The following is a 12,100-nucleotide window of genomic DNA, read 5'->3' on the forward strand; positions in this document are numbered from 1 at the left end:
CTCAGTCGTTGTTGATGATCTTCACCAGCGTCGGCCACTTTGATTTGAGGTCAGACAGCAGTGGCGAATTCGCACGGATCATGGCCAGAGCGTCGAGGTCAACTTCGCTCACCAAGAGGTGGGGTTCGAGCATCGGACTCTTGGCGATGACCTCACCTTCTGCATCAGTGATGCTAGAGACTCCTGCGAAACCCTTGCCACCCTCGAATCCGCAGAGCATCGAATTCAGAACATAGATCGAATGTTCTTCCGCGATTCCCTTGAGCAGTCTTTCGTACCGCTCGACATTGCCTGGGACTTCGCCCTTAAACCCTCTTGCTGGAGATGCACTGGGAACAAGCAGGACTTGTGCGCCTTGAAGCGCGACTAGAGTTGGCATGATCGAATGCCAGATATCTTCGCAGATCAGAATCGCGACTTTGCCGAACCGGGTATCGAAAACCGGCAGCTCGGTCCCTCGTGAGACAAATCGGTCCTCGTCAAAGGTGCCGTAAGTCGGCAAGAAGATCTTGCGATAGATTTGCACCAGCTTCAATTCGCCCTGGATCAGGCTGAAGTATGCGGCGGAATTGTAAAGCAGTTCCTCGTGCTCTTCATAGAACCCAAGGCAAAAATCGATGTCGGAATTTAGGCCACCGAGTCGGCTGGCGAGTTCACTTTGTAGCGCGGAAGCGGTGAGCGAGCATTCGAGGACTCCTCCTTCCAGATAGTAGCCAGACGTCGAAGACTCAGGAAACACCAGCACGTCGACTTTGGCAGCCGCTGCTTCCCGAACAAATTGGGCGATCGAATCCAGATTGGCACGGACATCTGCCTTCTTCGGCGCAAATTGAGCACATCCAGCCAAAAATCGCATAGAACGATGATACCGTTACCAGGTTTTTCGATTCATTTACTTGTTTTAACCGGTTCTAAACCCGAGCTGGCATGTGTTCTGTTAGAATAGTAGTGTGCTCACGGACAGAGCGCCGGTCGTGGGGATTGCTCGCGGCGGTTTTAGTTTTGGTGAGAGGGTGTTTCTACCCTGAGGAAGGGATCAATTCAACGCCGTTTTTTGGCATTGGCATGCCTTCCTTGATTAGAAAGTCAATTGGAGAATAGCCATATGAACAAGAAAATTATTGCTTCTGTCGCGTTGGCCATGGCTCTCGTCGGTGCGGCTTCCGCTACCACTTACAAGTGGACATGGAACTCAGCTACACACGTGAACGGGAATCAGGCAGGTGGCGGCGATCTTTGGTACAGCGCTGGTGGCGGTGGAATCAAGACCATCACAAGCGAATACAACACTGCCAACAAGAACTTGAAGTACGAAGTCAACTTCAGCTCGCAACAAACCAACGGATATTGGTTGGCGCTTAGCCAAGGCGATAATCCGAAGGGTCACGCCGGCGAATTGGCATTGTTTTACTTCGATGCCAGCCAATCGGCACCTGTGCTTCTCGCCTACAACTACAACGGCGTGAACGGCGACACTTCGCACTACGATGGTTCGCAAGCAGCAGGAACTCAAGCTCCTGATCTCATCCTTTCGAGCAAGACCACCACAAACTGGATCAACCAGCTTCAAGTGATCAACAACATTGACGGCACCCGCACGATGAAGTTCGATATCGATGCGACCGCAATCAACAACCACGTGCCTCTCTACCCAGGCAACACGCCATGGGAAGGTGCTCAGTTTGGTAACAAGATGGGCGTTTGGTTCCACCAGGTCAAGGGTCTTTCGACTTCTTACAATTCCAACGGTGGCTTGAACACTTGGAGTCACCAAGGTGCTGGCTACCTTGATGGCAGCAACCTCCAAACGGTTCCAGAACCGATGACCATGACCGCTTTGGCTCTTGGTTTGGCTGGTGTTGCACGACGCCGACGAAACTCGAAGTAACCAACTCGATTAACTAAAGATGCCGCTCGGGAGAAGTTTTTTCCCGGGCGGTTTTTTGTGTGTTTAGGTTTGGTGTATGCTCATGAAGACATCGTTTGGTGAAATGCCAATCGGTCCTTAGAAAGGAAAATTATCATGGCCAATATTGAAGATATTGAAGGCGTTGGACCTGCGTACGCAGAAAAGCTGGCAGCAGCTGGTGTGAAGTCGGTTGAGAAGCTGTTGGAGGTCGGTGGCACCAAGAAGGGCCGACAGTCTCTTGCAGAAAGCTCTGGGGTGGACGAATCAAAGATTTTGAAGTGGGTGAACCACGCAGACTTGATGCGTCTCAATGGCGTTGGACCTCAATTCGCAGAATTGTTGGAAGCGGCCGGAGTCGATACCGTCAAGGAACTTCGAGGACGACGCGCTGACAACCTGGCAGCAAAGATGGCCGAAGTGAACGAAGCCAAGAATTTGGCAAATCGAACTCCAAACGAAGACATGATCTCTGGTTGGATCGAAGAAGCCAAGACTCTTTCCGAAGCTGTTTCGCACTAAATTTTGGTCGAACCCTTCTTTCAAGGTCCCCACTCGTGGGGACCTTTTTTGTGGGTACCTGGTAACCTCATTCTAAAGCTCTATGCACCCTATCGAAGATCTCACGCCGAAACAAATTGTCGCTGAACTAGACCAGTTCATCATTGGTCAGCAAAGCGCGAAGCGTGCGGTAGCGGTGGCGTTGAGGAACCGGTATCGGCGTCAGCAAATTTCGGAAGACGAGCGCAACGACATTCTCCCGAAGAACATTCTGATGATCGGTCCAACTGGCGTCGGAAAGACCGAGATCGCGAGGCGATTGGCGCAAATCTCACGCGCGCCATTCATCAAGGTTGAGGCGACCAAGTTCACAGAAGTCGGATACGTCGGTCGTGATGTGGATTCGATGATTCGGGACCTGGTGCAAATTTCTGCGCGGTTGGTCGAATCCGAACGTAAGCAGGCTCATCTCGCCGATGCCAAGCGGCGAGCGATTGAGCGTGTAGCCGACCAGATTCTGCAAGACCGAATCTCACAACGCGGGGTCACCTCTTCGGCCATGCACGAATTCGGATTTGCTGCGGATTATCCTGTTCAAACCGAATCAACGGACACGGTGGATGACTTTGACTATGAAGCCGAAAAGTCCCAAATCATTAGCGAAATCGAAAGCGGAGCCCACGATAACACGGAGATTGAAGTCGAGATCGAAGAGCCTGGCAGCTCGTTCTTGCAGGTGTTTACCCCGGGCGGGATGGAAGAGATGGGACTCGATATGCTCAACGGACTGGGCGGACTGGGGCAAAATCGGCGCGAATATCGGAAATTCAAGGTCAAGGATGGCTTGCGAATCCTCGAAGATAACGAAGCAAAGCTCATGATCGATTCGGGCTCAGTGAACCGAGAAGCAGTCGAGCGCGTCGAGCAAACCGGCATAATCTTCATCGACGAAATCGACAAGGTCGCAATCAAAACTAGTGGCGGAAGCGGCCCAGATGTCAGCCGAGAAGGCGTTCAGCGCGACTTGCTACCTGTGATCGAGGGCAGCACCGTTCAGACGAAATACGGCCCGGTCCGAACCGACCATATCTTGTTTATTTGTGCGGGCGCGTTTCACCTCGCCAAACCAAGCGACCTCATTCCTGAATTGCAAGGTAGATTGCCGATTCGCGTCTCGTTGGAATCTCTCGCCGAAGATGATTTTTGCCGGATTCTTCGCGAACCGAAAAATGCTCTCATCAAACAGTATCAGAAGTTGCTTTCGGTGGACGGGGTCGAGGTTTCATTCTCGAGTGCGGCCTTGGACGAAGTTGCTCATTTTGCCGTCGAACTGAACTCAAGAGTCGAGAATATCGGTGCGCGCCGACTGCACACGCTTATGGAGCGCATTCTAGAGGACCTCTCGTTTGAGGCTCCTGACTGCGGTCCAAAGAACGTTGAATTCCAAGTCGAAGACGTTCGCAGAATCCTCAAGCCACTGATCGATAACGCCACCACAGACCACCACCTGCTGTAGCCATGGAACCCGAACCCGGAACGCAAAGAACCGCCAAAATTCCTGTCAAGATTTGGTTCTTCGCGCACGTCATCCTGATCACACTTTGGACCCTGCCACAGCCGCCCCGCGACGAAAATGGGATGATGCGGCAAGACACCGGGCTGAATAAGTTTCTGTACTGGACCGATGCGAAAGTCCGAAATTCCGGCCCTCAGAGAATGTATGTCTCATCCACCGGGCTTTGGCAGTATTGGGATATGTTTGCGCCCGATCCGCTCAATACGGATTATTATGTGACCGCAGACATTCAGTTCTTGGATGGTTCACAGAAGAATTTCGAGTATCCACGAATCGCGACAATGAACCTCGCGCAGAAGTTTGTCAACGAGCGATTCCGGAAGTTTATCGAGCGCGCGCATAGCGACGAGTATCTTTACCTCTGGCCCACCACAGCGCAATGGATGGCCGGTCAGCACTTCACCGACCCGAAGAACCCTCCAGTTGCCGTGCGTCTGAATTATCACAGCCGAAGGATTCCGCCGCCAACTCCCAAAATGCCGGAGCCTTGGAACTATGAAATCCAGCCCTACTACGACTATGTGGTGGACCAGTCTAAGCTCTTCAAAGACAAAGGGCTGACGATTCCGGAGGGGCAATTCTAGGATGAGCTGGTTCAAAAGGATCGACCAATATCTGTTTGGATTTGGCTCCCCCGTGACCTTGGGCGTTTACAGAGCTTTGATGGGGTCACTCATCTTCATCAACCTTGCAATGATCGCCAAGGACTTCTCGGTCTGGTTCACAGATGCAGGGCCCGCGCCGGCCAATACCGCTGCGATTTGGGCTGGGGATCAATGGAACCTGAACGTCCTGAGGGATGTCACCGATCCACGGATTGCGATGGCTGTGTACGGCGTCACGATGCTCGCCGCGCTGATGGTCGCGTTGGGGCTGACCACCCGACTCGCGACGATCGTGCTTTACATTGGGTTTATCTCGCTGCATCACCGAAACCCGTTCATCTTGCACGGTGGCGATACGTTGATGCGGTGTTCGGTGATCACTTTGATGCTCGCGCCGTGTGGCGCGGCATTCTCACTAGACCGCCTCATCTCCCAACGGGCAGGCAAACCGACCAAAGATCTGGTGAGTTTGTGGCCGCAGCGCTTGATTCAGTTTGAGATGTGCTTGATGTACCTGACCACGGTTTGGCATAAGTGGGGCGGCCGCACATGGAGGGATGGCACAGCCGCCTGGTATCCGCCGCATCTGTCCGAGTTTTTCCGATTTCCTATGCCAAATTGGATCGATTTACCGCCATACGTCCAGATTTCCTCCTATGGAACGCTGGTGATCGAAATCCTGCTTGGCACATTGGTTTTCTACAAACCCGCTCGAAAATGGGTGCTAATCAGCGGCATCTTTTTGCATTTCATGATCGAGTGGCGATTCAACATTCCGTTGTTTGCGTTTATCTGCTGGGCGCAATATGTGTCGCACTACTCGGGTGAGGAAGTGCAAGGCTGGCTTGACCGGGCAAAGCTCCGCTTTCTACCGCAAATGAACAAGGAAGCTGCCAGTGGATAACCTCAAAAAGCTGTTAAGATTCTCCGCTCCAAAGGGGATCGGAATCTCAATTTCGAAGGATTATTACTTGAGCGTGTTGTCGAGCAAGCCTGTCTTGCCTGCGCCCGATGAAGTACTGATTCCCAAGCCGACTTCGGGCCAAATTCCAGGATTCTTGGCTCCGGTCATTGGATCAAAGGACAAGTCAGTTTTGGCCCAACCGATGGTGCGTGGCCAGTATGTAGCGGCATCGCTGGATCAAAAAACGGTTCTGAAGCTGATGGTGATGCAGCGCGACGAGGCCGGATTCGATCCCGAACCATTTTTGAGGAGCAAGGTTGCAGAGTCGTTCTCTGAGGAAGTCAGGTTGCGGGTGGCGGCGACCTGGGGCATGGTGCAGATAACGTTTGAAGCATTTGACCCGGCAGTGCACCCTGCGCTCGATTTTCTTTTGCTGGTTGCGCGAAGAATCGCCGAGCGCACCGAGGGAGTGATCGCCGACCCGATATGTCAGCGGTATTTGCTCCCGGAGCAGCTGATTCAGCGTCCGAGATGGACTCCGGCCTATGATTCGCGCGAACATATCGCCATCAAGATTGAGCCGGACGGGGGTTATGTTTACACGCTAGGATTGCTGAAGTTTCATCATCCCGAGCTTGAAATTTCTGGGGTCTCGAACCCTGCCAGCGCGGAGCAGGCGTTGCTGTCGGTTTGCCAGCAGATTCTAGCGGGGAATCCGATCGCTGCCGGAGACCGAGTGAAAGTTGGGGACCACATGTTATCGGCGGGTCACACTACGCGGCCATCAAAATGGGATGGATTGCCGGTTTTGGAATTGCTGCCGCCGCCCGGGCAGAACATGGCATCGCTGTTTCCGTAGAACGAATAATCATGCGAGAAGAATTTGTTTCGATTTTGGAGGCACTGGACGAAAGCGCTCTGTCTGGTTATGATTTTCGCCAGCTAGCCATGGATCAGCTCTCGTTTTTGGACGAATACAAGTGGTCTGGCGTGTACGTTCTTGTCGGAGAGACGCTCTTTTTGGATGCCTACAACGGTGATGCGCCGGAGCACAAGGAAATTCCGGTCGGTCGGGGCGTTTGCGGAAGTGCAGTCAGCGAAAATCGCAACAAAATCATTGAGGATGTGCGCACCGAATCGAATTATCTTGCATGTTCAGTGCTTACTAGGAGCGAAATCGTGGTGCTCATTAAGCAGAATGACGAAATCCTAGGGCAAATCGACATTGACGGGCACAAAGTTGGTGCGTTTACGAGCGAGGATGAGGCGTTTCTGAGCCAGATGGCTCAACGACTTGCCGATCGGTGGGATTGATCGCGCATTCGGTGGGGAGGTTCATCCACTTCGAGACTCGGTGGCGATTTTTTGCGATCCATTTATAAACAAGGCGCGATGGCCAGATGAGCGGAACGGCTCCAAACAAGTACGCAAGCGGCTTCAGTCGCGAGTGCTTGAGAATGAAGAAAACCGCGTCGGCACCTCCGATCCACCTTCCGTCGGACGTGAAGACGCGCACTTCGCGGCGAGCCACTTGATCAGAAAACCCAGGTAGATCGCCCGCTCGAAAACTGGGAACAGCGATAAAGCTGCCCGCTGGCACGCGCTTTAACAGGCCATCGACGCTGGCCTGACAAAATCCACAATCCGCGTCGTAGACGATTCGGTGCACACTGTGTTCTACGCGGTTCAAATCCATTTCTTCTTCCGGAACACCGCAAGAATGACCACACACACCAGAACCATTCCAGCAAGGGCCAGCGGATAGCCGTAGATCGCGTCGAGTTCGGGCATGTGCTTGAAATTCATTCCGTAGATCCCGGCGATCAGACTGCAAGCCATCATCAACGTCGAAATCACAGTCAGAACCCGAACAATTTCGTTCAGCCGAGTGTTGACCAGGTTCAACTGGACATCCATGATGGTCGAAAGGATGTCTCGCCCCAGATCGATGTTTTCGACAAGTCGCAGACAGTGGTTGTAGAGGTCGTTGAAATATGGACCGTCTTCTGGGCGGACTACTGGTGCCGCGTACCGGCTAATCGAATTGAGGTTGTCTCGTAGGGGGGCAATCCGCTTGCGCAACACAAGGAGCTCACGCTTGATTTCAAGAGCTTTTCCGGACTGTTGCAGGTTGCCAGAGAAGATTGAATCCTCAAGCGCTTCGATTTTGTCGTGGTAGAAATCGACGACGGGAAAGAATCCATCCAAGGTGCCGTCCACGACACTCGCGACGATTTCTCCGGCATGATCGCCAAAATCTTCAGGATCAGCCAGAAAATCTGATTGGAGCGCGTGGAGAAGAGGTGATTTCTTTACTGAGAGCGTGACCAAAGACTTCGCATCAAAGAAGAACGCGATATTTTGATAGACGGCGCGATCATTTTCCAACCGAACGGATTCTGCAATGAATGCGATCTTGCCGTTTTGCTGTTCAAGCCCAGACCGTGAATGCTCGCTTAGCGCGTCCTCCAGAGTCAACTCGCAAAGGTGAAACTGCTTCGAGAGTTTGTGATGATCTCTTTGCAGTTCGACCCCATCAAGGTGCAACCAAGCAAAGTCGAATCCATTGCCAGCTAGAAACTCCTCTTCAGAAATTTCTCGGCAACTTCCACCAGTTAGCGCGACGCAACGACTGTGGTGTTTGGGAAGATGATTCAATTCCATGCTGGCAGTTCTATAGAATACCGACGATAGCCAGATACAAAAACGCCGAATTCTTTGCTTTCAAAGAATCCGGCGCATGTCTAGAATTGCTTGGTGGGCCTAACTAGATTCGAACTAGTGACCTCACCCTTATCAGGGGTGCGCTCTAACCAACTGAGCTATAAGCCCGCCACCAGGCAATATTGATACCACATCGCGAACACTCACGTCCAGTCCATTCGTCCAATTGTTGCGTACCTCTTGCGGAATCGCTAGGGATATACTGCGGTAAGAACGCGAAACCGTGCTTTTGTATACGGGCACGTGTAAAGTAACGATAGAAGGATAACCCTCAACATGACGTCGAGAACGAAATTGGTTTTGGTAGCCGCGGTGTCGGCATTCTCTGCCCTTAGCTGGGCTCAGGTGAGCGGACCTGCTCCATTGAGTTGGAAGTGGCAACAATCCACAAGCGTTGTGCCAGGGCCGATCAAGGTCGATGGCGACACCGTGTATTCAGCGGTAGGACGCCGAGTCTATGCTTTAGACCGATTGACCGGAAACCAGAAATGGCGTTTTCCGATGGGTGAGGGCCTCCAAGCAAATCTCATCACAGGAGTAGTCGTCAATCAGGGCGTCGCGGTGTTTGCGGCAGACAACCGAATGCTGTACGGCGTGGACGCGAACACCGGCGAGAAAAAGTGGGAAAAGGTTCTGGAGACCAATGTTTATGGTCGTCCTGTGGTGTCTGGCAAATTTGTGCTGATCGCTGAAGGAACCAGTTCTGTTTTGGCCATCAATCCGATCAACGGCGAACCCGCATGGGCCGAACCGGTAAAGCTGACCTATCCGATGCTTTCGCCAGTGGTTGCATCCGAAAACGATTTCTTTGCTATCTCAGACAACAGTGAACTGACCTGCTACACCTCGCTCACAGGCAAGCAGCGATGGAAAGTCCGATTGGCCCAACTCCGATTTGGGGTCGAGCCGGTTGTCAGCGAAGACACCATCTATCTCTTCAGCGGCGAATACGTGCTCGGACTTGCGACCCAGAACGGTGCGCGCCGCATGCAAGCCAATGCTGGTGCAAATCTGCTGTTCTCGCCAGCGATCTACAAGGATATCGTGACCGTCGTCACCGATGATGCGCGGTTGCTGTCTTTCAATCGTTCTGGCCGCGCGATCGCGGCTCCATTGCCGCTCGGTTCGCAAGCGATGAACGCGCCAGTCTACGTTGGCGGCCGCGTGATTGTGAACACGGTGAATGGCAACATGAACATGATCGATCCGTTCACTGCTCAGTTCGTCTGGAATTACACTCTCAAGCCGACGGTAAAGCCGAAGGCCAACGATAAAGGCGTGACTCCGCCGAACTTGATGGTGGCAAGCACACCGGTTGTGGCTAGCGGATCGACGCTGATTTTGGCTGGACAAGATGGCCAGTTGCTGGCGTTCGACCCGAATACCGGCGTTGACTTGACCGGTCCAGAAGCCAAGATGACCTTCCCGCCAAACGGTGCGGAAATGTACGGTCAATCAAACGTCGCTCAGGATCAAATCCAGCCATTCTTCCTATTCGATGTTTCGGACGAAGCTTGCGGATTGAAGGGTGATACGGTCAAGGTCGAGATCGACGGCCGGCAAATGGTCCACCAAATGACGAAGGACGGACAATATGCGGTGGTGATCGACGGTCGCCAAAATCGAGGATTCTCGGATGGCAACAAGAAAATCATCGTGACTTCGACCGACTGGCTCGGCAATGTCTCGAAGCATGAGTTCTTTGTGACGATCGACAATGCGATTCCGCCGTTTAAGCGCGCCGCTTCTGGTGGCTCGAATTCGGGCGGTTTCGGCGGCGGAAGGGATAACTGAGGTCTTTTCCTCCGAGTTTTTGGAATCGAGTCTTGGCAGGGACATTAAGCCCTGCCAAGTTTTCTCATATTTTTGAAGAGATTCAGCAGACAAAAATTGATCCGATTCAGGTTCTGAAGAACCATCGATTGCTGACTGAATCGGAGCGCAAGCGGATAACCGGCGCAGATGATCTCGCACTTGAAAAGGCAATCAATGCGGGCGCAAAGGTCATCGAACAAAAGGACTATCCCGAGTCGTTGCAGGTCGTCGACCACACCCCTCCAGCACTTTTTTATCGTGGATCACTGGACTGCCTGAATGCCCCTTGCGTGGCAATCGTTGGCACGCGAAGAGCGACCACTTACGGTTTGGCGGTCGCCCAAAAGTTCTCAGAGCGGCTCGCAAAGGTAGGCCTGACCATCATTTCGGGCGGTGCATCGGGCATTGATACCGCGGCACATCGAGGCGCGCTGGATGTCGGCGGCAAGACAGCGGCGGTGATGGGCACGGGAATTGATAAGGTTTTTCCGGCGACAAATCATCGCCTGTTCGATGAAATCGCCCAGAAGAACGGAGTTTTGGTTAGCCAGTTTGCCTGTGGGGCAACCACCGAACCAGCCTTCTTTATCCAGCGAAACGAGTTGATTGCTGCGCTCGCAGACGCGGTGTTGGTCATCGAAGCTCCAGAGAAATCCGGTGCGCTGCGTACCGCCGGAGTCGCAGCGAATCTGAATCGGCCGGTTTTTGTCGTGCCAGGCAGCATTTCGCTCGAAAACTATCGGGGATCTCATGCCTTGATTCGGGATGGTGCAACGTTGGTCGACCACCCCGATCAGGTTTTCGAAGCGTTTGAGATTGTGCCCGACGCAGAAGAAGACCCAGAGACTGCAGAACTTTCCGATGTTCAGCGGCAGATACTCGAAGTGGTTAGCGATCAACCCATGGCTGCCGAGAAAATTATCGCGATGACCGGGTTGGAGACCTCAGAAGTGCTGGGCGAATTGACGATGATGGAAATCGACGGATGGCTGATCCGGGATGGAATCGGGTATTCCAGAAAGCCATGAGCGCAATTTTCTCGATGCTTGGACCTCAAGGTTGGGGGAGCTACCAACGAGAATCGGAACGTTGGGAGCGTGTCGATGCGTCCACGACTGACACCTTCATTCCGGGGTTTGTCGACATTCACATCCATGGCGCATTTGGCATCGACTTCATGTCGGCATCAAAGGAGGAGATGGTGCAATTGGCTGATCAGTTGCACGGACTTGGATACTCCGCGTTCTATCCGACGACGGTCACAGCGACAGCAAATGATGTTCGGGCTGCGCTTTCTAACTTGCCAGAACATCCGATGATTCCTGGATTCCATTTGGAAGGACCGTTTATCAGCCCGGAATATCCAGGAGCGCAGCCGCCAGAATGCATCCTCGACTATGACGGGCACGAAGATGAATGGGACGATATTCTTTCCGATCCGCGGTTGAAAGTGATCACGTTAGCTCCAGAAAGACCAGGTGCCGATCGGTTGATTTCTAAGCTCGTGAGTCAAGGTGTGCGAGTGAGCTATGGGCACACGAACGCGACCTTTGCTGAGTGCCAGTCCGGATTCAAAATCGGTGCTAGGCACACGACCCATACCTACAATGCGATGCGGCCATTACACCACCGTGAAGCAGGGACGGTCGGCTATGCGCTTGCCAATCCGGAAGTGCGAACTGAGCTCATCTACGATCGAATCCATGTTTGCAGAGAAGCCGCTGAGGTTCTGATTCAGGCGAAGGGGCCGGAGTCTGTGATCGCGATCAGCGACAGCACACTAGCTTCTGGATTGCCTTCCGGAAGCGAGGTGATGATGTGGGGACATGCTTGCGTGATGGGGGACAAGCAAATTCGTTTGAAGTCGAACGGAGCACTTGCCGGAAGCGCCATTACACTCAAGGATGCCTTCCAAAATCTTGCTGACGATTTCGGAATAGAATTCGCGGTGCGGGCAACCTGCTATAATCCGAGATTGGCGCTGGGTCTTCCAACGGAGGAAAATCAAGGGCTTATTCTAAATAGCCAATGGGAGATCATTGACCGAATCGCTTTCTAGCGTAATCGGG

At 52.9% G+C, this 12,100-nt stretch carries 13 protein-coding genes and 1 tRNA gene; 10 read left to right on the forward strand and 4 right to left on the reverse strand.

Features of this window, described 5'->3' with window-relative positions; all coding sequences use genetic code 11:
* Position 1 precedes the first annotated feature (1 nt).
* Positions 2-856, reverse strand: a complete 855-nt coding sequence (locus J0L72_07165; GenBank protein MBN8690561.1) for a beta-ureidopropionase — start codon at positions 854-856, stop codon at positions 2-4.
* A gap of 249 nt (positions 857-1,105) precedes the next feature.
* On the opposite strand from J0L72_07165, the gene J0L72_07170 reads away from it, so the two are divergent.
* From J0L72_07170 to J0L72_07200, 7 genes are all read left to right on the forward strand, one after another.
* A complete protein-coding gene (locus J0L72_07170) occupies positions 1,106-1,888 on the forward strand; it encodes a PEP-CTERM sorting domain-containing protein (protein MBN8690562.1) in 783 nt (260 codons plus the stop codon).
* A 135-nt stretch (positions 1,889-2,023) separates the two neighbouring features.
* Positions 2,024-2,428: a DUF4332 domain-containing protein gene (locus tag J0L72_07175; protein MBN8690563.1), complete on the forward strand. Its 405-nt coding sequence runs from the start codon at positions 2,024-2,026 to the stop codon at positions 2,426-2,428.
* Between the two features lie 82 nt (positions 2,429-2,510).
* Positions 2,511-3,923, forward strand: a complete 1,413-nt coding sequence (gene hslU / locus J0L72_07180) for an ATP-dependent protease ATPase subunit HslU (GenBank protein MBN8690564.1) — start codon at positions 2,511-2,513, stop codon at positions 3,921-3,923.
* Positions 3,924-3,925: 2 nt separating this feature from the next.
* Positions 3,926-4,567 (forward strand): hypothetical protein, encoded by a 642-nt coding sequence (locus J0L72_07185; GenBank protein MBN8690565.1) that lies wholly within the window; start codon positions 3,926-3,928, stop codon positions 4,565-4,567.
* Position 4,568: 1 nt separating this feature from the next.
* Entirely contained in the window at positions 4,569-5,492 is a 924-nt protein-coding gene (locus J0L72_07190; protein MBN8690566.1) for an HTTM domain-containing protein, read from the forward strand.
* A complete protein-coding gene (locus J0L72_07195; GenBank protein ID MBN8690567.1) occupies positions 5,485-6,351 on the forward strand; it encodes a hypothetical protein in 867 nt (288 codons plus the stop codon). Before J0L72_07190 ends, J0L72_07195 begins: the two co-directional genes overlap by 8 nt.
* A gap of 11 nt (positions 6,352-6,362) precedes the next feature.
* A complete protein-coding gene (locus J0L72_07200) occupies positions 6,363-6,806 on the forward strand; it encodes a GAF domain-containing protein (protein MBN8690568.1) in 444 nt (147 codons plus the stop codon).
* Here J0L72_07200 and J0L72_07205 read toward each other — a convergent pair.
* The 3 genes from J0L72_07205 to J0L72_07215 form a co-directional block, all read right to left on the reverse strand.
* Complete coding sequence (locus J0L72_07205; GenBank protein MBN8690569.1) at positions 6,742-7,182, reverse strand: DUF393 domain-containing protein; 441 nt, start codon at positions 7,180-7,182, stop codon at positions 6,742-6,744. The genes J0L72_07200 and J0L72_07205 overlap by 65 nt on opposite strands.
* Complete coding sequence (gene corA, locus J0L72_07210) at positions 7,179-8,156, reverse strand: magnesium/cobalt transporter CorA (protein MBN8690570.1); 978 nt, start codon at positions 8,154-8,156, stop codon at positions 7,179-7,181. Before corA ends, J0L72_07205 begins: the two co-directional genes overlap by 4 nt.
* A gap of 91 nt (positions 8,157-8,247) precedes the next feature.
* A tRNA-Ile gene (locus tag J0L72_07215) sits at positions 8,248-8,324 on the reverse strand.
* A 168-nt stretch (positions 8,325-8,492) separates the two neighbouring features.
* On the opposite strand from J0L72_07215, the gene J0L72_07220 reads away from it, so the two are divergent.
* The 3 genes from J0L72_07220 to J0L72_07230 are packed head-to-tail and all read left to right on the forward strand — an operon-like array spanning position 8,493 to position 12,090.
* Entirely contained in the window at positions 8,493-10,010 is a 1,518-nt protein-coding gene (locus J0L72_07220) for a PQQ-binding-like beta-propeller repeat protein (GenBank protein MBN8690571.1), read from the forward strand.
* A gap of 32 nt (positions 10,011-10,042) precedes the next feature.
* Entirely contained in the window at positions 10,043-11,059 is a 1,017-nt protein-coding gene (gene dprA / locus J0L72_07225; protein MBN8690572.1) for a DNA-processing protein DprA, read from the forward strand.
* Positions 11,056-12,090: an amidohydrolase family protein gene (locus tag J0L72_07230; protein MBN8690573.1), complete on the forward strand. Its 1,035-nt coding sequence runs from the start codon at positions 11,056-11,058 to the stop codon at positions 12,088-12,090. Before dprA ends, J0L72_07230 begins: the two co-directional genes overlap by 4 nt.
* The last annotated feature ends 10 nt before the right edge of the window (positions 12,091-12,100 follow it).

This window comes from Armatimonadota bacterium, from assembly GCA_017303935.1.
Lineage (GTDB): Bacteria > Armatimonadota > Fimbriimonadia > Fimbriimonadales > Fimbriimonadaceae > JAFLBD01.

What these genes read in the sequence shown, in the direction of transcription:
- J0L72_07220 (MBN8690571.1), top strand. Translation starts at nt 8,493, where the DNA reads ATGACGTCGAGAACGAAATTGGTTTTGGTAGCCGCGGTGTCGGCATTC.
- corA (MBN8690570.1), bottom strand. Translation starts at nt 8,156, where the DNA reads ATGGAATTGAATCATCTTCCCAAACACCACAGTCGTTGCGTCGCGCTA.
- hslU (MBN8690564.1), top strand. Translation starts at nt 2,511, where the DNA reads ATGCACCCTATCGAAGATCTCACGCCGAAACAAATTGTCGCTGAACTA.
- J0L72_07190 (MBN8690566.1), top strand. Translation starts at nt 4,569, where the DNA reads ATGAGCTGGTTCAAAAGGATCGACCAATATCTGTTTGGATTTGGCTCC.
- J0L72_07200 (MBN8690568.1), top strand. Translation starts at nt 6,363, where the DNA reads ATGCGAGAAGAATTTGTTTCGATTTTGGAGGCACTGGACGAAAGCGCT.
- J0L72_07165 (MBN8690561.1), bottom strand. Translation starts at nt 856, where the DNA reads ATGCGATTTTTGGCTGGATGTGCTCAATTTGCGCCGAAGAAGGCAGAT.
- J0L72_07175 (MBN8690563.1), top strand. Translation starts at nt 2,024, where the DNA reads ATGGCCAATATTGAAGATATTGAAGGCGTTGGACCTGCGTACGCAGAA.
- J0L72_07230 (MBN8690573.1), top strand. Translation starts at nt 11,056, where the DNA reads ATGAGCGCAATTTTCTCGATGCTTGGACCTCAAGGTTGGGGGAGCTAC.
- J0L72_07185 (MBN8690565.1), top strand. Translation starts at nt 3,926, where the DNA reads ATGGAACCCGAACCCGGAACGCAAAGAACCGCCAAAATTCCTGTCAAG.
- J0L72_07170 (MBN8690562.1), top strand. Translation starts at nt 1,106, where the DNA reads ATGAACAAGAAAATTATTGCTTCTGTCGCGTTGGCCATGGCTCTCGTC.